This is a genomic window from Mycolicibacterium brumae (assembly GCF_025215495.1).
GTDB classification, from domain to species: Bacteria; Actinomycetota; Actinomycetes; order Mycobacteriales; family Mycobacteriaceae; genus Mycobacterium; species Mycobacterium brumae.
The window spans coordinates 2521160-2541537 of sequence record NZ_CP104302.1 but is presented as its reverse complement, the minus strand read 5'-3'; the positions used below and the strand labels follow the sequence as shown (position 1 = coordinate 2541537).

General features: G+C 70.5%; 21 protein-coding genes. 19 read left to right on the top strand and 2 right to left on the bottom strand.

The window, feature by feature from the left end:
• The first annotated feature begins 27 nt into the window (after positions 1-27).
• From L2Z93_RS12340 to holA, 14 genes are all read left to right on the top strand, one after another.
• Positions 28-2331, top strand: a complete 2304-nt coding sequence (locus L2Z93_RS12340) for a DEAD/DEAH box helicase (RefSeq protein WP_234786281.1) — start codon at positions 28-30, stop codon at positions 2329-2331.
• Positions 2332-2361: 30 nt separating this feature from the next.
• On the top strand, positions 2362-3615 hold the full coding sequence (locus tag L2Z93_RS12335; protein WP_090593518.1) for a glutamate-5-semialdehyde dehydrogenase: 1254 nt from the start codon (positions 2362-2364) through the stop codon (positions 3613-3615).
• A complete protein-coding gene (locus tag L2Z93_RS12330) occupies positions 3615-4490 on the top strand; it encodes an AAA family ATPase (protein ID WP_090593516.1) in 876 nt (291 codons plus the stop codon). The genes L2Z93_RS12335 and L2Z93_RS12330 overlap by 1 nt, the downstream gene beginning before the upstream one ends.
• Position 4491: 1 nt before the next feature.
• Positions 4492-5925 carry a vWA domain-containing protein gene (locus L2Z93_RS12325; protein WP_370745899.1) on the top strand — a complete coding sequence of 478 codons (1434 nt, stop codon included), beginning with the start codon at positions 4492-4494 and terminating at the stop codon, positions 5923-5925.
• A gap of 24 nt (positions 5926-5949) precedes the next feature.
• Complete coding sequence (gene nadD, locus L2Z93_RS12320; RefSeq protein ID WP_090593512.1) at positions 5950-6582, top strand: nicotinate-nucleotide adenylyltransferase; 633 nt, start codon at positions 5950-5952, stop codon at positions 6580-6582.
• On the top strand, positions 6579-6959 hold the full coding sequence (rsfS, locus tag L2Z93_RS12315) for a ribosome silencing factor (RefSeq protein WP_090593510.1): 381 nt from the start codon (positions 6579-6581) through the stop codon (positions 6957-6959). Before nadD ends, rsfS begins: the two co-directional genes overlap by 4 nt.
• Entirely contained in the window at positions 6956-7633 is a 678-nt protein-coding gene (gene gpgP / locus L2Z93_RS12310; protein ID WP_090593508.1) for a glucosyl-3-phosphoglycerate phosphatase, read from the top strand. Before rsfS ends, gpgP begins: the two co-directional genes overlap by 4 nt.
• Positions 7620-8366, top strand: a complete 747-nt coding sequence (octT, locus tag L2Z93_RS12305; RefSeq protein ID WP_090593506.1) for a diglucosylglycerate octanoyltransferase — start codon at positions 7620-7622, stop codon at positions 8364-8366. The genes gpgP and octT overlap by 14 nt, the downstream gene beginning before the upstream one ends.
• Positions 8363-9193 carry a DegV family protein gene (locus tag L2Z93_RS12300; RefSeq protein WP_090593504.1) on the top strand — a complete coding sequence of 277 codons (831 nt, stop codon included), beginning with the start codon at positions 8363-8365 and terminating at the stop codon, positions 9191-9193. The genes octT and L2Z93_RS12300 overlap by 4 nt, the downstream gene beginning before the upstream one ends.
• A gap of 114 nt (positions 9194-9307) precedes the next feature.
• Positions 9308-10177 (top strand): ComEA family DNA-binding protein, encoded by an 870-nt coding sequence (locus L2Z93_RS12295; protein WP_090593502.1) that lies wholly within the window; start codon positions 9308-9310, stop codon positions 10175-10177.
• Between the two features lie 4 nt (positions 10178-10181).
• Positions 10182-11666: a ComEC/Rec2 family competence protein gene (locus tag L2Z93_RS12290; RefSeq protein WP_234786279.1), complete on the top strand. Its 1485-nt coding sequence runs from the start codon at positions 10182-10184 to the stop codon at positions 11664-11666.
• Positions 11667-12074: 408 nt separating this feature from the next.
• Positions 12075-12344, top strand: a complete 270-nt coding sequence (locus L2Z93_RS12285) for a hypothetical protein (protein ID WP_090593500.1) — start codon at positions 12075-12077, stop codon at positions 12342-12344.
• Positions 12345-12410: 66 nt separating this feature from the next.
• Entirely contained in the window at positions 12411-13415 is a 1005-nt protein-coding gene (locus L2Z93_RS12280) for a DUF817 family protein (RefSeq protein WP_128111890.1), read from the top strand.
• Positions 13372-14343 carry a DNA polymerase III subunit delta gene (gene holA, locus L2Z93_RS12275; RefSeq protein WP_234786278.1) on the top strand — a complete coding sequence of 324 codons (972 nt, stop codon included), beginning with the start codon at positions 13372-13374 and terminating at the stop codon, positions 14341-14343. Before L2Z93_RS12280 ends, holA begins: the two co-directional genes overlap by 44 nt.
• Before the next feature lie 100 nt (positions 14344-14443).
• Here holA and rpsT read toward each other — a convergent pair whose 3' ends face one another.
• Positions 14444-14704, bottom strand: a complete 261-nt coding sequence (gene rpsT, locus L2Z93_RS12270) for a 30S ribosomal protein S20 (protein WP_090593493.1) — start codon at positions 14702-14704, stop codon at positions 14444-14446.
• Between the two features lie 252 nt (positions 14705-14956).
• On the opposite strand from rpsT, the gene L2Z93_RS12265 reads away from it, so the two are divergent.
• From L2Z93_RS12265 to L2Z93_RS12250, 4 genes are all read left to right on the top strand, one after another.
• Positions 14957-16486 (top strand): circularly permuted type 2 ATP-grasp protein, encoded by a 1530-nt coding sequence (locus L2Z93_RS12265; protein WP_090593551.1) that lies wholly within the window; start codon positions 14957-14959, stop codon positions 16484-16486.
• Positions 16486-17460 carry an alpha-E domain-containing protein gene (locus L2Z93_RS12260; RefSeq protein ID WP_090593491.1) on the top strand — a complete coding sequence of 325 codons (975 nt, stop codon included), beginning with the start codon at positions 16486-16488 and terminating at the stop codon, positions 17458-17460. Before L2Z93_RS12265 ends, L2Z93_RS12260 begins: the two co-directional genes overlap by 1 nt.
• On the top strand, positions 17460-18299 hold the full coding sequence (locus tag L2Z93_RS12255; protein WP_090593489.1) for a transglutaminase family protein: 840 nt from the start codon (positions 17460-17462) through the stop codon (positions 18297-18299). Before L2Z93_RS12260 ends, L2Z93_RS12255 begins: the two co-directional genes overlap by 1 nt.
• 200 nt (positions 18300-18499) lie before the next feature.
• Complete coding sequence (locus L2Z93_RS12250; RefSeq protein WP_090593487.1) at positions 18500-19108, top strand: GNAT family N-acetyltransferase; 609 nt, start codon at positions 18500-18502, stop codon at positions 19106-19108.
• Here the strand turns inward: L2Z93_RS12250 and L2Z93_RS12245 are convergent.
• Entirely contained in the window at positions 19105-19725 is a 621-nt protein-coding gene (locus L2Z93_RS12245; protein ID WP_090593485.1) for a type II toxin-antitoxin system PemK/MazF family toxin, read from the bottom strand. The two genes, L2Z93_RS12250 and L2Z93_RS12245, sit on opposite strands and share 4 nt — an antisense overlap.
• Positions 19726-19813: 88 nt before the next feature.
• Between L2Z93_RS12245 and L2Z93_RS12240 the strand changes: the two genes are divergently transcribed.
• A complete protein-coding gene (locus L2Z93_RS12240; RefSeq protein WP_090593483.1) occupies positions 19814-20374 on the top strand; it encodes a hypothetical protein in 561 nt (186 codons plus the stop codon).
• Positions 20375-20378 lie beyond the last annotated feature (4 nt).

Genomic DNA, 20378 nt, shown 5'->3' with positions numbered 1-20378 from the left:
CATCGGCATCACCACGAGGGGCGGACCATGGCAGACGAGCTGACCGGGGCCAGGGAGAAACGGGCGACCGAGGTCATCGAGGCGCTCGCCGGGCCGGGCGCCCGGCTGCGCGACGATCAGCGTCGCGCCGTCGCCGCGCTGTTGGAGCCATCAGCCCGGGTGCTGGTGGTCCAGGCCACCGGCTGGGGCAAATCGGCGGTGTACTGGGCGGCCACCGCGATCCGCCGGGACGAAGGCGCCGGCCCGGCGCTCATCGTCTCGCCGCTGTTGTCGCTGATGCGTGACCAGGTCGTCGCCGCCGGCCGGGCCGGGCTGCGCGCCGCCACCCTCAACTCGTCGAATTTCGATGAGTGGAACGCCATCGAGGCGCAACTCGCCAACGGTGAGATCGACGTGCTGCTGGTGTCCCCGGAACGGCTCGCCAACCCGTCCTTCGGCCGCCGGGTGCTCGCCGCCCTGGAAGGCGCGCTGGGTCTGCTGGTGATCGACGAGGCGCATTCGGTGTCCGACTGGGGACACGACTTCCGGCCCGATTACCGTCGGGTGTCCGACGTGCTGACCCGGCTGAACCCACAGACGCCGGTGCTGGCCACCACCGCCACCGCGAACGCGCGGGTCACCGATGACGTGGCCGCCCAACTGGGCAATCAGCCGCTGGTGCTGCGCGGGCCGCTGGCCCGGCGCTCCCTGCAGCTCAACGTGCTGCCCGCGATGTCGCCGCTGGCCCGCTACGGCTGGGTGGTGGACAACCTGGAATCGCTGCCGGGATCGGGGATCGTCTACGTGCTGACCGTCGCCGACGCGCAGCGCCTGGTCGACGCGATCCACGCCGTGCGCCCGGACACCCCGGTCGCCGCCTACACCGGCCAACTCGACGCCGACGCGCGCGCCGGTCTGGAGGACGCGCTGCGGGAGAACCGGGTCAAGGCGCTCATCGCCACCTCCGCGCTCGGGATGGGATTCGACAAACCCGACCTGGGCTTCGTCGTGCACATCGGCAGCCCGCCCTCGCCGGTGAGCTACTACCAGCAGGTGGGACGCGCCGGGCGTGCCATCGACCACGCCGTGGTCGCGTTGCTGCCCTCACCCGCCGACGCCGGCATCTGGGACTACTTCGCCACCGCCAGCATCCCCGACCCCGGCCAGATGGCCCGGGTGCTGGCCGCCCTCGCCGACGAAAGCGGCGCGGGCCCGCCCTATTCGATGGGCGGGTCCAGCTTCGACTCGGCTCCGCAAGCTCCGCCGAGCCTCGCTAACCCGCCCTATTCGATGGGCGGGTCCAGCTTCGACTCGGCTCCGCAAGCTCCGCCGAGCCTCGCTAACCCGCCCTATTCTATGGGCGGGTCCAGCTTCGACTCGGCTCCGCAAGCTCCGCCGAGCCTCGCTAACCCGCCGTCCGTAGTGACCCTGGAAGCCTCCACCGGGATCCGCCGCACCCGCATCGAGTTGATGCTCAAGCAACTGGCCGTCGACGGCGCGGTCGAGCGGCTCGACGGTGGCTGGCGCGCCACCGGCAAACCGTGGAGTTACGACGCCGAGCACTACGAGAGCGTTATCGCGACCCGTCGCCGCGAAGCCGAGATCATGCGGGCCTACACCCGCGGCCAGCGCTGTCTGATGCAGCTGCTGACCGAATCCCTCGACGACCCGGCGGCCGCCGCGTGCGGACGCTGCTCGGTCTGCCTCGGCGACCTGCCCGATGCGATGGGCGATCCGGCGGGGGAGCAGACAATGCGCACCGTCGCCGCCACGCTGCGGGCCAACACCTTGGTGCTGGAGCCGCGGAAGATGTGGCCCGGCGGGGTGTTCGGCGCGCGCGGCCGGATCCCCGCCACGCTGGTCGCCGAACCCGGCCGGGTGCTGGTGCACGCCGACGCCCCGGAATGGACCGGCGTGATCGCCGCGGCGAGCGCCGGTGATCCGGCCGCCGCCGCCGAACTGAGCGACGCCGCGATCGGCGCGCTGACCCGATGGCGCAACCAGTGGGCGCACCGCCCCGAGGTGGTGGTGTCGCTGCAGCTCATTGGATCCGGCAGCCCGGCGCAGCCGGTCGCCGACCGGATCGCGGAGGTCGGCCGACTGGCGCGGGCACAGTTTCCGGTCCCCGGTGACGCCCCGCCCGGACGGGACGCCTCTGGCGCGGAGGAAGCCGCGCACTGGCGCGCGGCGCTGAAGGTGACCCCTGAGTTGGCGGAGGAGGTGAGCGGGAAGACCGTGTTGCTGACCGTCGACTCCAGCGGCACCGGCTGGCCGGTGACGGTCGCGGCCGCCAAACTGCGCGAAGCGGGCGCGACGGCGGTGCTGCCGCTGCTGATCCACCGGCCCGCCTGAGGCCTATCGGCCCGGGGATAAGCTGCAAGGATGACCTCGCAGGCCGCAACGGCCACCAGTGACGATCTGCGTCGGGACGTGCACGACGCCGCCCGTCGCGCTCGGGTGGCCAGCCGTGAACTCGCCACGCTCACCACCACCGTCAAGGACCGCGCGCTGCACGCCGCCGCCGACGCGGTGCTCGGCGCCGTGGACGCCATCCTGGCCGCCAACGCCGAAGACCTGGACGTCGCGCGCGCCGCCGGCACCTCCGAAGCGATGCTGGACCGGCTCGCGCTGAACCCGCAGCGCGTCGACGGCATCGCCGCCGGGCTGCGCCAGGTGGCCGGCCTGCCCGACCCGATCGGCGAGGTGCTGCGCGGGCGCACCCTGCCCAATGGACTGCGGCTGCGCCAGCAGCGGGTCCCGCTCGGCGTGGTCGGCATCGTCTACGAAGGCCGCCCCAACGTCACCGTGGACGCGTTCGGCCTCACCCTCAAATCCGGCAACGCGGTGCTGCTACGCGGCAGCTCCTCGGCGGCCAACTCCAATGCGGCGCTGGTCACCACCCTGCGCGACGCCATGGTCGGGGAGAACCTGCCCGCCGACACCGTGCAACTGCTGTCGGCGGCCGACCGCGCCACCGTCACCCACCTCATCCAGGCGCGCGGACTGGTCGACGTGGCCATCCCGCGCGGCGGCGCCGGGCTGATCGACGCCGTTGTACGCGACGCCACCGTGCCGACCATCGAGACCGGCACCGGCAACTGCCACGTGTATGTGCACGCCGACGCCGACCTCGATGTCGCCGAGAAGATCCTGCTGAACTCCAAAACCCGCCGGCCCTCGGTGTGCAACGCCGCCGAGTCGCTGCTGATCGACGCCGCCATCGCCGAGCACGCGCTGCCGCGGCTGATCGAGGCGCTCACCGACGCCGGCGTCACCGTGCACACCCATCCGACCGAGGACCAACTGCGCGAGGAGTTCCTGTCCCTCGACATCGCGGTGGCGGTCGTCGACGGCGTCGACGCCGCCATCGAGCACGTCAACACTTATGGCACCGGGCACACCGAGGCGATCGTCACCACCGATCTGGCTGCCGCGCAACGGTTCACCGACCGCGTGGACGCCGCCGCGGTGATGGTCAACGCCGCCACCTCCTTCACCGACGGCGAGCAGTTCGGATTCGGCGCCGAGATCGGCATTTCCACCCAGAAACTGCACGCCCGCGGCCCGATGGGGCTGACCGAACTGACCTCGACCAAATGGATCGTGTGGGGCGACGGCCAGGTGCGGCCGGTCTGATGCCCAACTTCACCGACATCGACGACGTCGTCACCCGACTCTCCGAAACCGGCTACCTGGCTGACACCGCAACGGCCACAGCGGTATTCCTCGCCGACCGGCTGGAGAAACCACTCCTGGTGGAAGGACCGGCCGGCGTGGGCAAAACCGAGCTGGCCCGCGCCGTCGCCACCGCCACCGGCTCCGAGCTGGTCCGGCTGCAGTGCTACGAGGGTGTCGATGAAGCCCGCGCCCTCTACGAGTGGAACCACGCCAAACAGATCCTGCGGATCCAGGCCGGCTCGCACGCCGCGGCCACCGCCGCCGAGGACTGGGAGCAGACCAAAACCGATGTGTTCAGCGAGGAATTCCTGCTGCCGCGGCCACTGCTGACCGCCATCCGGCGCTCCGAACCCACCGTGCTGCTGATCGACGAAACCGACAAGGCCGACATCGAGATCGAAGGCCTGCTGCTGGAGGTGCTCAGCGACTTCGCGGTCACCGTCCCGGAACTGGGCACGATAACGGCCACCCGCAAACCGTTCGTGGTGCTCACCTCCAACGCCACCCGCGAGCTGTCCGAGGCGCTCAAACGCCGGTGCCTGTTCCTGCACATCGATTTCCCGGACGCCGAGCTGGAACGCCGCATCCTGCTCTCGCGGGTGCCGGAACTCCCCGACCGGATGGCCGAGGAGTTGGTCCGGATCGTCTCGGTTCTGCGCGGGATGCAGCTCAAGAAGGTTCCGTCGGTCGCCGAGACCATCGACTGGGGCCGCACCGTGCTGGCTCTGGGCGTCGAGGACATCGACGACGCGACCGTCGCCGCGACGCTGGGCGTGGTGCTCAAACATCAGTCCGACCAGGTCCGCGCGGCCGACGAGCTCCGGCTGAATTAGCGTGGCGCGCAAGCCGGATCAGCCGCTCGCCCCGCACGGGTTGCCGGGGCACCTGGTCGGGTTCGTCGAGGCGCTGCGCGGCCGGGGGATCGACGTCGGCCCCTCGGAGACCGTCGACGCCGGCCGGGTGCTGGTCACCTTGGGCCTCGGTGACCGCACGGTGTTGCGCGAAGGACTGGCGTGCGCGCTGCTGCGCCGACCCGACCACCGGCCCACCTACGACGCGCTGTTCGACCTGTGGTGGCCCGCGGCCATCGGCATGCGCGCCACCGACACCGGCGAGGCCCCGGGCCCGTCGGCCACCGAACTTCCGACGGCCGACATGGACGCGATGCGCGCGCTGCTGGTCGACCTACTGACCGACCCCGAGCAGTCTGCGCAGGCCGACGAACGGCTGCTGTCCATGATCGCCGCGATCATCGAGGCGCACGGCCGCTACCAGTCTGGCCGAGGCCCCGCCTACTCCGCCTATCAGAGCCTGCGGGCGATCTCGGTCGATGAGTTGGAGGGCAAACTGCTCGCCGGACTGCTGGCCTCCTTCGGCGACGACCCCACCCCGACGCAGCGAGCCATCGCCGAAGCCCTTGCCGCACAACGGGTCACCGCGGTCCGGCGGATGGTCGAAGCAGAAACCAAACGGCGCACCGCCGAACTGTTCGGCCGCGAACATGTGCAGACCTACGGCATCCCGGAGCTGTCGGAGAACGTGGACTTCCTGCGCGCCTCCGCCGACCAACTCCGGCAGATGCGCACGACGGTCGCGCCGCTGGCGCGGATGCTGGCTGCGCGGCTGGCGGCCAAACGCCGCCGGCACCGTCGCGGCGCCATCGACATGCGCAAGACGCTGCGCCGATCGATGTCCACCGGCGGGGTGCCGATCGATGTGGTGCTGGCCAAGCCGCGGCCGGCCCGACCTGAGCTGGTGGTGCTGTGCGACGTGTCCGGCTCGGTGGCCGGGTTCAGCCACTTCACCTTGCTGCTGGTGGCGGCGCTGCGCCAGCAGTTCTCCCGGGTCCGAGTGTTCGCCTTCATCGACACCACCGACGAGGTCACCGACATGTTCGGGCCGGAGGCCGACCTCGCGGTCGCCGTACAGCGCATCACCCGTGAGGCGGGTGTGCACACTCGCGACGGCCACAGTGATTACGGGCACGCCTTCACCTCGTTCGCCCAGGGCTTCGCCGGGGCGCTGACCCCGCGCAGTTCGCTGCTGATCCTCGGCGACGGCCGCACCAACTACCGCAACCCCGAACTGGACACCCTGGCCCGGATGGTCGCGGCCAGTCGGCACGCGCACTGGCTCAATCCCGAGCCCAGGCAGCTGTGGGGCACCGGCGATTCGGCCGCCCCGCGCTACGGCGAGCTGCTGCCCATGCGGGAATGCCGCTCCGCCAAACAGCTGGCCGCCGTCATCGACGAGTTGCTGCCGGTCTGAGGTCGCCAAGTAAAGTCACCTACCGTGCAGAAACGGCGCAGGCTCGGAGTGATGGGTGGCACGTTCGACCCCATTCACAACGGCCACCTGGTCGCGGCCAGCGAAGTGGCCGACCTCTTCGAGCTCGACGAGGTCGTCTTCGTCCCCACCGGCCAACCCTGGCAGAAGCAGGGACGCGCGGTGAGCGCCGCCGAGGACCGCTACCTGATGACCGTCATCGCGACCGCGGCCAACCCGCGCTTCTCGGTCAGCCGGGTCGACATCGACCGCGGCGGGCCGACCTACACCAAGGACACCCTGCGGGATCTGCGCGCCCAGAACCCGGACGCCGAGCTGTTCTTCATCACCGGCGCGGACGCCCTCGGCTCGATCCTGTCCTGGCAGAACTGGGAAGACCTGTTCGAGATGGCGCGCTTCGTCGGCGTCAGCCGGCCCGGCTTCGAGCTGGACGGCAAACACATCACCGAGGCGATGGCCGAACTGCCCGCCGACGCGCTGCGCCTGGTGGAAGTTCCGGCGCTGGCGATTTCCTCCACCGATTGCCGGCGGCGCGCCGCCGCCGGACGCCCCATCTGGTACCTGGTGCCCGACGGGGTCGTGCAATACGTGTCCAAGCGCGGTCTTTACCGCCACACTCCCGAACAGGAGACGACGTGACCGCAACACCGGAAGCCGTGGAGATGGCCACGGTCGCCGCCCGAGCCGCCGCCGCCAAACTCGGATCCGACATCGTGGTGATCGACGTGTCGGCGCAGCTGGCCATCACCGACTGCTTCGTCATCGTCACCGGCTCCAACGACCGGCAGGTCAACGCCATCGTCGACGAAGTCGAGGAGAAGATGCGGCTGGCCGGGCACAAGCCCGCCCGTCGCGAAGGCACCCGGGAAGGCCGCTGGGTGCTGCTCGATTACATCGACATCGTCGTGCACGTCCAGCACGCCGAAGAACGCGAGTTCTACGGGTTGGACCGACTGTGGCGCGACTGCCCGACGGTTCCGGTCGACGTCGACGACGTGCCGGTGGAGCAGGAGTGACGATCCGGCGATTAGTGCTGCTGCGCCACGGCCAGACCGAGTTCAACGCCGGCAGCAGGATGCAGGGCCAGCTGGACACCGATCTGACCGAGCTGGGTCACGCGCAGGCCGCCGCGGCCGCCGAGGTGCTGGCCAAGCGGCAGCCGATCGCCATCGTCTCCTCGGACCTGCGCCGCGCCTATGACACCGCGCTGGCACTCGGGGAACGCAGCGGCGTGCCGGTGAGCGTCGACGTCCGGCTGCGCGAAACGCACCTGGGCGACTGGCAGGGCATGACCCATCTGGAAGTGGACGCCGCCGCGCCGGGCGCGCGGCTGGCCTGGCGCGAGGACGCCCGCTGGGCGCCGCACGGCGGGGAAAACCGCGTCGACGTCGCGGAGCGGAGCGTGCCGCTGGTCGCCGAAGCCATCGCCGCCCTGCCCGAATGGGGCCGCGACGATGTGGACCGACCGGTGGTGTTCGTCGCCCACGGCGGCCTGATCGCCGCGCTGACCGCGGCGCTGCTGCGACTTCCGGTCGACAACTGGCCGGTGCTCGGCGGCATGGGCAACGCCAGCTGGGTGCAACTGTCCGGGCACACCGCGCTCGGCGGGGACCCCGAAAGTTTCGAGGACATCAAGTGGCGCCTCGATGTCTGGAACGCCTCCGCGCAGGTCGCCAATGACGTCCTCTGAGCCCGGTTCGCGCCCGACACTGCTGGTGTTCGCCGACTCCCTGTCCTACTACGGGCCCGGCGGCGGACTGCCCGCCGACGATCCGCGGATCTGGCCCAACCTGGTGGCCGAGCGTCTCGGTTGGGATGTCGAGCTGATCGGCCGGATCGGCTGGACCAGCCGTGACGTGTGGTGGGCGGCCACCCAGGACCCGCGAGCGTGGGCCGCGCTGCCACGGGCCGGGGCGGTGGTCTTCGCCACCAGCGGGATGGACTCGTTGCCCTCGCCGCTGCCGACCGCCGTCCGCGAACTCATCCGCTACCTGCGCCCTCCAACGGTCCGGCGGTGGGCGCGCGACGGCTACGGCTGGTTGCAGCCGCGGTTGTCACCCGTGGCGCGACCGGCGCTGCCACCGAAGCTGACGGTGGACTATCTCGAAATGACGCGCGCCGCAATTGATTTCAACCGGCCCGGGATTCCCGTCGTGGCTTCGCTGCCGAGTGTGCACATTGCCGACAGCTACGGTCGATCGCACCGCTGGCGTGACGACACCGCCACCGCGATCGGCGGCTGGGCCGCGCGACACAATGTCGCGCTGGTCGACCTGAAAGCCGCTGTCGCCGAACACATCTTCGCCGGACGAGGCAACCCTGACGGCATTCACTGGAACTTCGAATGCCATGCCGCCGTCGCCGAGCTGATGCTGGTCGCCCTCGGCCTGGCCGGCGTGGACACGGTGGGAAGCCAGCGGTGACGGTCGTCGTCGTCACCGACTCCTCGGCCCGTATCCCACCGGAGTTGGCCGCCGCCTACGGGATTCGGGTTGTTCCGCTGCACATCCTGGTCGACGGCGAGGATCTGCGCGACGGGCTCGACGCCGTTCCCTCTGACATCCATGACCGCCCGGCCAGCACATCGGGGCCCAGTCCCGCCGAGTTGGAGGCGGTGTACCGGCAGGCGCTCGACGACAGCGGCGGCGACGGCGTGCTGGCCGCGCACCTGTCGGCAAAGCTGTCCGGCACCTGTGGCACCGCCCAACGCGTAGCCGAGCAACTCGGCGCCCAGGTCACGGTGGTGGATTCCGGTTCGGTGGCGATGGGTCTGGGATTCGTCGCGCTGGCCGCCGCGCGGGCCGCCGCCGACGGCGCGGACCTACCCGCGGTGGCCGCCGCCGCGCAGCGGACCGCGGACGGCGCCGACGGGTTCATCGTCGTGCAGCAACTGGACAACCTCCGTCGTAGCGGACGAATCGGGGGAGCGGCGGCGTGGCTGGGCACCGCCCTGTCGCTCAAGCCGCTGCTGCGCGTCGAGGACGGCAATCTTGTGCTCGCGCAACGGATCCGGACCGCCAGCCGCGCGATCGCGGTGATGGTGGACCGGGTGTGCGAAAGCGCCGGGGAACGGCCGGTGTCCCTGGCGGTGCATCACGTCGCGAATCCTGACGGGGCGCGCGAACTCGCCGACAACTTGGCGCAGCGGCTGCCCGCCGCCGAGGCGCCGGTGGTCAGCGAGCTCGGTCCGGTGTTGGGCCTGCACGTGGGGGCCGGCGCGCTGGGCGTCGTCGTCGCGGCGCCTCGCTGACCGCCGCCCAACCGCTCGGTCCGAGCCATCCACAATTCCGGGTTGATCCACAGCGACGCCCGGACCGCGCCTCGCGAACCGTTTTGTGACGGAGCCGGCTCCTAGCGTCAGGGCATGGCTGAGGACACCGAAGAACGCGTGCGCCGCCGGCTCGGCCTGACCGAGTCCGCGGACACCGACGACGCCGACCCCGACGAGGACGCGCGATCGCTGCTGCCGCGGTGGCTGCCGGAAACCTCCGCCGGCGGCGAAGGCTGGCTCGCCGGTCTGCGCGCGGACCCGGGGCGTGCCGGAATGCTGGCGCTGGGCGCGGTGGGGGTGCTCGCGGTGCTGGTCACCGTGTTCACCCTGGTGCGCGACGACACCCCGCCGGTCGCCTCGGCGAACCTGCCCCCGGTGGCGTCGGTCAGCACCGCGGTCACGACCATCGCCTCGGCGCCGCCGACAGCGGAGGCCGACGCGCCGGTTGTGGTGAGCGTCGTCGGGCTGGTCAACACCCCGGGCCTGGTGACCTTGGAGCCTGGGGCGCGGGTCGCCGACGCGCTGGAGGCGGCCGGCGGCGTGCTCGGCCCGGCCGACACCGCCGGGTTGAACCTCGCACGCCACCTCGCCGATGGCGAACAGGTGCTGGTGGGCATCGCGGCGCCGCCCGGGGCGCCCGCCACGTTGGGTAGTTCCGTTGGCGACACCGGCGCCTCCGACCCCACCGGCGCGGCTCCCGAGACCCCGCCCGGCGCGAAGAGCCCGCCCGGCGCGAAGGCCCCGCCTGGCCAGACCGCGACGGCACAGAACGGGCCGGTGAACCTGAACACCGCGACCATCGAGGAACTCGACGCGCTGCCGGGCGTCGGACCGGTGACCGCGGGGGCGATCGTGTCCTGGCGCGAGGCCAACGGCAACTTCACCAGCGTCGACCAACTCGCCGCCGTCGACGGGATCGGCCCGGCCCGACTGGCCCGACTGCGTGAGCTGGTGGCGGTGTGAGGCGATGGATCTGCGACTCGCCCCCGCGGCGCTGGCGGCCTGGGCCGTCACCGCCGCCGTCATCTGCTGGCCGATCGGCCCGGAGTTGGCGGCGTTGGCGTTCGCGGTCGCCGTCGTCGCGGTGGTGGTACGGATCCGCGGCGGGCGACGAGCGGCGGCGATCGCCACCGGCGTCGCCGCGGTCGCCGTGGTGGCGGGCGGGTTCGCCGTCGCGGTCACGTTGCGCGCGGACACGGTCGCCGCCCACCCGTTGACCACGCGTGTCGGTCAGACCGCGCAGGTGCTGGTGGTCCCCTCGGAGAGCCCACGGCAAACCGGATCCGGCCGGGTGGTGTTCCCGGCGACGCTGCGCGAACTCGACGGGGCGCAGAGCTCCGGCCGGGTGACCGTCTTCGCCAAGCCGGGACAGTTCGACGATCTCGGCGTCGGGCAACCGGCCGCGTTCTCCGCGCGCGTCGGCACGCCGACCCGCCGGGACCTGACCGTGGCGGTGCTGACCGCGGTTGGTGAGCCGAAGCTAGGTCGCGCCCCGCCGGCCCAGCGCGTCGCCCAGCGGGTCCGCGACCGATTCGGCGCCGCCAGCCACGCGGTGCTGCCCGGTGACACCGGCGACGTGCTGCCCGGGTTGATCCTCGGTGACACCAGCGCGGTCACCCCGGTCATCGGGCAGAGCTTCCGAGCATCGGGTCTGACGCATTTGATGGCCGTCTCGGGCGCCAACGTCACCATCGTGTGCGGCGCGGTGCTGCTGGCCGCCGGTCTGGCCGGGCCGCGGATCGCGGTGACGGCCGCGGCGGTCGCGCTGGCCGGATTCGTGTTGATCGTGCAGCCCAGCGCGAGTGTGCTGCGCGCCGCGGTGATGGGCGCGATCGGCCTGGCCGCGGTGCTGTCCGCCCGGCGACGGCAGGGCGTCCCGGCTTTGGCAGCCGCGGTGCTGGTTCTGCTGGTGATCGCCCCGCAGCTGGCCGTCGACCTCGGCTTCGCGCTGTCCACGGTGGCCACCGCCGCGCTGATCGTCATCGCCCCGATGTGGTCGGCTCGGCTGCAGGCCCGCGGCTGGCCGAAACCGCTGGCCGATGCGACCGCGGTGTGCGCCGCCGCGCAGCTGGCCACCGCCCCGCTGGTCGCGGCGGCGATGGGGTACTTCTCCACCGTGGCGGTCCTGGCCAATCTGCTCGCGGGTCTGGCCGTCGCCCCGATCACCGTGCTGGGCACCCTCGCGGCCGCCTTGACCGGGCTGTGCCCGCCGGTCGCCGAACTGCTGATCCGATTTGCCGGGCCGCTGCTGTGGTGGGTGCTGGAGGTCGCGCAGCGGGCCGCTGCGATTCCGGGGGCGTCGACGCCGCTGCCGTCCGGCTTCGCGGGCTTCGCTCTGGTGGCCGGACTGACGGCCGCCGGAATGGCCGCCTGGCGCTGGAGTTGGGGACGACGGTTGATCGGCGCGGCCGTGCTGACCGTGGCGGCCTGGACCTTGGCGGGGTGGCTGTGAGGTCGCCGCCTCCGCGAGCCCGAGGAATGCTGAGTTACAACACTCCCGACGAGTTTCCCGAATTCAATGGTTGGAGGCCTCCGATTTGTCGGAGTGACATCGATGACTTCACCCACGATGACGCGTTCGTCGTGCTGTATGGAGATGGCAGTGGCCACGGTGGTCACGCAAGCGATGCCGAGGTCGTTGACAAGTCACGCTTTCCACCAGGGTGGGAGGAATGTGACGTGACCAATTGGGTTTGCGCGCTGGTGGATAGTCCTAGCGACGGCTACGACGACGGTTCCGGCTTCAGCCTTTTCGGTTCGTGGCGAGGCGTGCCGGGTGTGCTACGAGTGCGTCCCGTGGTCGGCACGTCCCGTTGGCACATCGCCACAGGTCACCCGCTCTACGCGATAGACTGGCTTCGTGAACGCGGTTGACCTGGGCTTGGCGCTCTTCGAACGCCGTCGGCCCGCGCTCACTGAGCAGCAGGTGCGTTTGAGGCGTACGTGCATCGAGTATCAGGAATGGCGAACCCTCGTGTTCGACGGCTTGACTGAGGTGTTGGTCAATGACGGCCTCACTCAGGCGGAGCACGCTGCGGCTGCAGAACTGATTGACAGTGGATTCTTTGGACCCAGCACTGATGGTCTGCGTGAGCTCTTGGCAGCAGCTAAATCTGTTGACGCTGCGTAGCTGTCAATCGCGCGCAGGAGAAATTGGCGTCATCCGCGGCCGCTGACTGCCGCTATAACGGGAGTGGTGACCGCCGAGAGTCCCATCGCAGCGCCGCGGACCCACACGTCGACCCGCGCCGGGCTCGCGCCGACTGGCCTCGGGCCCGCGAAGACGGGCGGCAGGCGGGCGGTGGCACACCTCGGTCATGTGGCGGCGCAACTCTGGCGATTCGGGATGATCCAGCTGCAATGCTGCGGATTCGCAATCGCGGTGATCGGCGGTCTGGCCGCCTCCACCCTGCTTCGCGGCTACTGGGACGCCCCCATCCTGCGCTATGACGCCCTATTGCTCTACCTGATTCTGGTCCAGGCGCTCTTTCTGCTCACCCGGCTGGAGACACCCGGTGAGCTGCTGGTCATCTGCGTGTTCCACCTCGCCGGGCTGGGCCTGGAGTGGTTCAAGGTGGCCGTCGGGTCATGGCACTACCCGGAACCGGGGGTGGCCACCCTCGGTGGGGTGCCGCTGTACGCCGGGTTCATGTACGCCGCGGTGGGCTCCTATATCTGTCAGGCGTTCCGGCGCTTCGACCTGCAGATCAGCGATTATCGGCTCGGGCTGGTCGGGATGCTGGCCGTGCTGGCCTACCTCAACTTCTTCTCCCACCAGGTCATCGTCGACCTGCGCGACGCGATCATGGCCGGGTTCCTACTGGCCTGCGCCCGGATGCGTACCGGCGTTCACCATCGGCGAACGCCGGTACTGAATGCCACTGCCGCTGTCGCTCGCTCTGATCGGCCTGTTCTTGTGGATCGCGGAGAAACTCGCGACGTAATCCGGCGCCTGGGAGCACCCCGAGCAGGTGGCCGGCTGGCAGCTGGTCCACCTGGGCAAGTTCGGTTCGTCGATGCTGCCGGTGAGCCTGAGCTTTGTGCTGGTCACCGCCCTGTGTCGACACCGGCCCCGCGCACGCGCCGCGGCCTTGCCAAACCCGAAGCCGACCGGGCGGCTGTCGGCGCTGTCGGCGCGGCGTGGCACCATCGGCGGTGTGAGCCAAAACGTCCCCGGTCTGCATCTGGTGCTCGGGGATGAGGAACTGCTGGTCGAACGCGCCGTCACGCAGGTGCTGCGCGACGCCCGCGACGCCGCCGGGAGCCCGGACGTGCCGGTGAACCGGATGCGGGCCGGGGAGGTCAGCGTCAGCGAGATCGCCGAGTTGCTCAGCCCGTCGCTGTTCGCCGACGAGCGGGTGCTGGTGCTCGAAGCCGCCGGCGAGGCAGGCAAGGACGCCGCCGCGCTGATCGCCGAGGCCGCGGTGGACCTGCCGGCGGGCACCGAGCTGGTGGTGGTGCACTCCGGCGGGGGACGGGCCAAGGCGCTGGCCAAACAACTCACCGACCTTGGCGCGCGGCTGTACCCGTGCGCCAAGATCGCCAAGGCCGACGAACGCGCTGCCTTCGTTCGCGCGGAGTTCCGCGCGCTTCGGTGCAAGGTGTCCGACGACGCCGTCGCCGCGCTGATCGACGCCGTCGGATCCGACATCCGGGAACTGGCCGCGGCCTGCTCTCAACTGGTGTCCGACACCGACGGGCAGGTCGACGTGGCGGCGGTGCGGCGCTATCACAGCGGCAAGGCCGAGGTCCGCGGCTTCGACATCGCCGACCTGGCGGTGTCCGGGCAGACCGCGCAGGCTGCCGAGGCGTTGCGCTGGGCGATGGTTTCCGGCGAGGCGCCGGTGGTGCTGGCCGACGCGCTGGCCGAGGCCGTGCACACCATCGCCCGGATCGGCCCGCTGCCTGGTGACCCGTACCGGCTGGCCCCCGAGGTCGGGATGCCGCCCTGGCGGGTGAAGAAGGCCCAGCAGCAGGCCCGGCGCTGGTCCCGGGAAAGTGTGGCCGAGGCGATCCGCGTGGTGGCCCAACTCAACGCCGACGTCAAGGGCGGCGCCGCCGACGCCGACTACGCGCTGGAACGCGCGGTGCGCGAGGTGGCCGGGCTGGCCTCCACACGACGCCGCTGAGACGCCGTCACCGAAGACCGCCCCCGCGAAAACCGAAACCGGCCCGCCGGGAGAATCCCGGGAGCCGGTCGGTCGCCCCGCGCGGAGGGGCCTGACTAACTCAGAGCTTGTTCAGCGCCAGAGCCAGCGCGGACTTTTTGTTGGCGGCCTGGTTCTTGTGGATGATGCCCTTGCTGGCGGCCTTGTCGAGCTTGCGGCTGGTCGACACCAGCAACTCGCTGGCCTTGTCCTTCTCGCCGGCGTCGATGGCCTCGCGGAAACCACGGATGGCCGTACGCAGCGACGACTTCGCCGACTGGTTACGCAGCCGACGGCGCTCGTTGGTCTTGATGCGCTTCTGCTGCGACTTGATATTGGCCACGCGTGAGTTCCTTCGTGAAAGTTCAGCTGGGATGCAATGGGGCCGCCCGATCCCCGGGCAGCAGTTATCCAGGTTATCAGCCCGATGCGGCGCGTCCCAAGTCGGAGTTCTGGCCTGCGGTGATGGCCATTGTGGTGCAGCATATGTGACGTGCCACCCAGAACCATTTCCGCTGCCTCGGACTGGCCCGCGATCTTCGGCGGATACCGCGACCTTGACGGTTTCCCCAGTTACGCCGCGGCGTTCGACGAGATGTTCGACAGTCACGGGCAGCCACGCGGACCGTACAAGGGGATCTACGCAGAACTGACCCCGTCGGACGCCGCGGACCTGGCCGCGCGCTCGGAGGCGCTGGGCCGCGCGTTCATCGACCAGGGCGTCACCTTTTCGCTGTCGGGCCAGGAGCGCCCGTTCCCGCTGGATCTGGTGCCTCGGGTGATCTCGGCCGCGGAGTGGAACCGGCTGGAGAAGGGCATCGCCCAGCGGGTCACCGCGCTGGAGGCGTTCCTCGACGACATCTACGGCGAGCAGGAGATCCTGCGCGACGGCGTCATCCCGCGTCGGCTGATCCTGTCCTGTGAGCACTTCCACCGCGAGGCCGCCGGCATCACCCCGCCCAACGGGGTGCGCATTCACGTCGCGGGCATCGACCTTATCCGCGACGCCCAGGGCACCTTCCGGGTGCTGGAGGACAACCTGCGCTCCCCGTCGGGGGTGTCCTACGTGATGGAGAACCGTCGGGCGATGGCCCGGGTATTCCCCAACCTGTTCGCCACCCACCGGGTCCGCTCGGTCGGCGACTACTCGTCGCACCTGCTGCGCGCGCTGCGCAAGGCCGCGGCCACCAACGAGGCCGACCCCACCGTCGTCGTGCTGACCCCCGGCCCGTTCAACTCCGCCTACTTCGAGCATTCGCTGCTGGCCCGGCAGATGGGCGTCGAACTCGTCGAGGGCCGTGACCTGTTCTGCCGCGACAACACCGTCTACATGCGCACCACCGAGGGGGAGCGTCAGGTCGACGTCATCTACCGCCGCATCGACGACGCGTTCCTGGACCCCATGCAGTTCCGCCCCGATTCGGTGCTCGGCGTCGCCGGCCTGGTCAACGCGGCCCGCGCCGGCAACGTGGTGATCTCCAGCGCCGTCGGCAACGGCGTCGGCGACGACAAACTGGTCTACACCTACGTCCCGACCATCATCGAGTACTACCTGGGCGAGAAGCCGCTGCTGGCCAACGTCGACACGCTGCGTTGCTGGCTCGACGACGAGCGTGAGGAGGTGCTCGACCGCGTTGACGAGCTGGTCATCAAACCGGTCGAGGGCTCCGGAGGGTACGGCATCGTGTTCGGGCCGGACTCCACCCCCAAGGAACTGGCGACCATCACCCGCAAGATTCAGAACGACCCGCGCGGTTGGATCGCCCAACCGGTGGTCCAACTGTCCACGGTGCCCACCCAGATCGGCGACCAACTCGCCCCACGCCACGTCGACCTGCGCCCGTTCGCGGTCAACGATGGCGACGGCGTGTGGGTGCTGCCCGGCGGCCTGACCCGCGTCGCGCTGACCGAAGGCTCGCTGGTGGTGAACTCCAGCCAGGGTGGCGGTTCCAAGGACACCTGGGTGCTCGCCTCGCGGTCTACCGCGGCGGACCGCGAACTGGGCGCCGCCGAACTGGTGAAATCATTGCCCAGCCCCGGCAAACCGGCCAAAACGACCCGCCGGACCGGCCGCTCCCGCAGCGGCGCCGGCGATGAGCAGCAACAGCAGGGGGTGAACGACTGATGCTGGCCCGCAACGCCGAGGCGCTGTACTGGATCGGCCGCTACGTGGAGCGCGCCGACGACACCGCCCGCATCCTGGACGTCACCGTGCACCAGCTGCTGGAGGACTCCAGCGTCGACCCGGACCAGGCCTCCCGGCTGCTGCTGCAGGTGCTGGGGATCGAAGCGCCCGAGCACGAACTGGACATGTGGTCGCTGACCGAGCTGGTGGCCTTCACCCAGGGCCTGGATGGCGGCTGTTCGATCGTCGACGCCATCTCCGCGGCGCGGGAGAACGCCCGATCGTCCCGCGAGGTCACCTCCACCGAAATGTGGGAGTGCCTCAACACCACGTACAACGCCCTGGCCGAACGGGAACGCGCCGCCCGGCGGCTCGGCCCGCACGAGTTCCTGTCCTACATCGAGAACCGGGCCGCGATGTTCGCCGGTCTGGCGGCCACCACCCTGGCCCGCGACGATGGCTACCGGTTCCTGGAACTGGGCCGCGAGATCGAGCGGGTGGACATGACGGTGCGGCTGCTGTTTACCCGGGTGGGGGACAGCGCGTCCTCGCCGGCCTGGGTCAACATGTTGCGCTCGGCCGGCGCGCACGACGCCTACCTGCGCACCTACCGCGGGGTGCTCGACGCCGGGCGGGTGGTGCAGTTCCTGCTGCTGGACCGGCTCTTCCCGCGCTCGGTGTTCTATTCGCTCAAACGCGCCGAGCACAGCCTGGACCAGCTGATGCACCGCCCCGCCGACCGCGTCGGCGCCACCGCGGAGGCCCGCCGGCTGCTCGGCCGAGCGCGCAGCGAACTGGAGTTCCTGCGACCCGGGGAGCTGCTGGAATCCCTCGAGGAGCGGCTGGCCGCGCTGCAGACGATGTGTTTCGACGTCGGCGAGGCGCTGGCGCAGCAGTACTTCCATTCCGCGCCGTGGGTGGCCTGGACCGACTCCGGGTTGGTCGGCGGCGGCCCCGAGGAAGGTGATTTCTGATGTGGCGGATGCGGGTGGTGCACGCGACCGGGTACGCCTACAAGGCGCCCGTGCGGGCGTCGTTCAACGAGGCGCGGCTGACGCCACGCTCGGACTCCCGGCAGAACGTGATCCTCAACCGGGTGGAGACCGCGCCGGCCACGCGGCTGTACCGCTACAACGACTACTGGGGCACCGCGGTCACCGCGTTCGATCTGCACGCGCCGCACAGCGAGCTGGAGGTCACCGCCTCCTCGGTGGTGGAGACCGAGGCCCCCGAGCAGCCGAGCCGCACCCTCACCTGGGATGAGCTGGGGTCGGAGGCTGTGATCGACAAGTATGACGAGGCGCTCACCTTCAGCCGGTTCACCGCGACCAATCGCCGGGTCAGCTCGGTCGCCAAACGCATTGCCCGGCACAGTGATCCGACGGACGCGGTGATCGCCGCGGGCAAGTGGACGCACGAGGCGCTGGAGTATGTGCCGGGGGTGACCGCGGTGCACTCGTCGGGGCTCGACGCCCTCACCGAAGGCAAGGGCGTCTGCCAGGACTACGCGCACGTGATGCTGATCCTGTTGCGCGCCATGGGAATCCCGTCCCGCTATGTGTCGGGTTACCTGCACCCGAATCCGGACGCGGCCATCGGGGACGCTGTGGAAGGACGCAGTCACGCCTGGGTGCAGGCCTGGACCGGCTCGTGGTGGGACTACGACCCGACCAATGATTGCGGAATCAACGAGCAGTACATCACCGTCGGCACCGGCCGCGACTATGCCGATGTGCCGCCGCTGAAGGGCATTTACTCCGGGGAGGGGTCCACCGACCTCGATGTGGCCGTGGAGATCACCCGGCTGGCGTGATCGGCCCTTCCCCGCCGCGGACAACCGGAATACCCTGATGTGGTGTAGCTCACCGCAAAGGGGTGGTCATGCGGATAGCGGGCGTGTTGGCGAACAAGGGCGACGTGGTCAAGGCGCGGCTGGAGGAGCTGGAGTCCGCCCACGAGCAGCTGCACGCCCACATCACCCAGGGCTGATCGGCTCTGGCAGGCTGGGCAGCCATGCCTGACATCGACGTGCGCCCGGCGCGATCCGCCGACCTCCCCGAGTTGGCCCGCACCCTGGCGCTGGCCTTCCACGATGACCCGGTGATGAGCTGGGTCGTGCCGGATCCGCGCCGACGCGCCGTCGCGCTACCGCGGATGTTCGCCGCGATCTGCCGCCATCACTACCTACCCGGCGGGGCGGCCGAGGTGGCCCTGAGCTCCGGCCGGATCGTCGCGGGCGCCCTCTGGTCTGCGCCCGGGGAGTGGAAAACCTCGCCGCGCCAAGACCTGCGGATGCTGCCGGGACTGTTGCTGGTCCTGCGCGGTGACGCGCTGCGCGGCATGCGCGCCAACGAGGCGGTGAAGTCCGCCCACCCGGCCGAGCCGCACTGGTACCTGGGCGTCATTGGCAGCGATCCGCAGGTCCGCGGCGGCGGGTACGGCCGTGCGCTGCTGCAGTCCCGGCTGCAGCGCTGCGACCGCGAGTTCGCTCCGGCCTACCTGGAGTCCAGCAACGCCGACAACGTGCCGTACTACCAGCGATTCGGCTTCGCCGTCACCGGGGAGATCAGATTGCCGGCCGGCGGTCCGACGCTGTGGCAAATGTGGCGGGACCCCGCCTAAGACCAGGAGTATTCGCGGCGCAGCCGCACCGCGACCGTCTCGAAGGTGACCCGGTCCAGGATCGCGCCCTCGCGGCGGATGCCTTCCTCGGGCACGTCGAGCACCCGGTCCAGCCGCACCCAACTGGGCCGGCCGTCGTAGTCCCACGCCCCGGCGCCGATGCTGATCCAATTCGGATCGTCGGCGTGGTGATCCTGGCTGGACAGCATCAGCCCGAGCAGGGTGCTGCGGTTGCGGCCGACGACCAGCACCGGACGGTCCTTCCCGCGGGTCGGATCGTCCTCGTAGACGACCCAGGTCCAGACCACCTCGCCGGGATCGGCGCGGCCGTCCAGGTCGGGGGCGTAGACGACGCGGCGGGCCCGACGGTCGGTCGGCACGCCGGCTTGCTGGGTGACCGGGCGGCCGGCGGTCAGCGCGGCCGGCTGCGGTTCGGTGGCCGCCGCGACCAGCACGTCGATCCCGACGGTCAACGCCTGAGCCAGGGTCTGTTGCAAACCCTGGGCGACATTGCGCTGCAGCTGCGCCGGGTTCTGCATGCCCTTGATGAGTCGGGGAGCCCCGTCGAACACCAGTCGCTCGGCGAATCGCTGCATCGCCTTCCATTGCGATGCCATGCCGACCAGCGTAGCGCCCCACCTCGGGCGGGTCGCGTCCGGCGAATTGGCGCCGCGGAGACCGCGCGACTGCCCCCAAGATCGACGTATGGAGTACTACCTCGGCCGCGCGCACGTCGACGCCCGGCAGCTCGACTTCGTCGACGACCAATCCCACACCCTGCTGAGCGAACCCGGGCCGGTCCAGAACTGGGAACCGCCGGAGTTGCGCTGGGGGCCGAGCACCACGGTGTGCTGCGGGCGTCCGCTGCGCCGCGGGCCGGTGCACATCATCGATTCGTCGCTGCTGGTCCTGGTCGAGGATTGCCGGGCCCGGCTGACGCCGTTGCTCGGCCCGGACGGCGAATTCCTGCCGGCCGTCCTCGACGGCGGGCGGGTCTGGCTGTACCGCTGCGTTCGACAGGTCGAGGCGCACACCGCGGAGCACTACTACCTGAGCCCGTCGATCCCGCTGCGTCACGGGGACCGGCTCACCCTGAAGTTCTTCGACGACACCCCGCCGCACGCATTCCACCTGAAGGGCCGCCCGCGCTTCGGCATGTACCTGGACGCGGAGCTCACGACGGCGTTGGAGGACACCGGGCTGTTCGGCGCGGTCGAGTTCCGCCCGTCGCGGGCGGTGCTGCTGCACCCTGCGCCGGCGGGCTGAACCG

Bases quoted from the DNA above. Each gene is read 5' to 3' on its own strand.
- L2Z93_RS12340 (WP_234786281.1), top strand. From the start codon at position 28: ATGGCAGACGAGCTGACCGGGGCCAGGGAGAAACGGGCGACCGAGGTC.
- L2Z93_RS12335 (WP_090593518.1), top strand. From the start codon at position 2,362: ATGACCTCGCAGGCCGCAACGGCCACCAGTGACGATCTGCGTCGGGAC.
- L2Z93_RS12330 (WP_090593516.1), top strand. From the start codon at position 3,615: ATGCCCAACTTCACCGACATCGACGACGTCGTCACCCGACTCTCCGAA.
- octT (WP_090593506.1), top strand. From the start codon at position 7,620: ATGACGTCCTCTGAGCCCGGTTCGCGCCCGACACTGCTGGTGTTCGCC.
- L2Z93_RS12295 (WP_090593502.1), top strand. From the start codon at position 9,308: ATGGCTGAGGACACCGAAGAACGCGTGCGCCGCCGGCTCGGCCTGACC.
- L2Z93_RS12290 (WP_234786279.1), top strand. From the start codon at position 10,182: ATGGATCTGCGACTCGCCCCCGCGGCGCTGGCGGCCTGGGCCGTCACC.
- L2Z93_RS12265 (WP_090593551.1), top strand. From the start codon at position 14,957: ATGTTCGACAGTCACGGGCAGCCACGCGGACCGTACAAGGGGATCTAC.
- L2Z93_RS12260 (WP_090593491.1), top strand. From the start codon at position 16,486: ATGCTGGCCCGCAACGCCGAGGCGCTGTACTGGATCGGCCGCTACGTG.
- L2Z93_RS12255 (WP_090593489.1), top strand. From the start codon at position 17,460: ATGTGGCGGATGCGGGTGGTGCACGCGACCGGGTACGCCTACAAGGCG.
- L2Z93_RS12250 (WP_090593487.1), top strand. From the start codon at position 18,500: ATGCCTGACATCGACGTGCGCCCGGCGCGATCCGCCGACCTCCCCGAG.
- L2Z93_RS12245 (WP_090593485.1), bottom strand. From the start codon at position 19,725: ATGGCATCGCAATGGAAGGCGATGCAGCGATTCGCCGAGCGACTGGTG.
- L2Z93_RS12240 (WP_090593483.1), top strand. From the start codon at position 19,814: ATGGAGTACTACCTCGGCCGCGCGCACGTCGACGCCCGGCAGCTCGAC.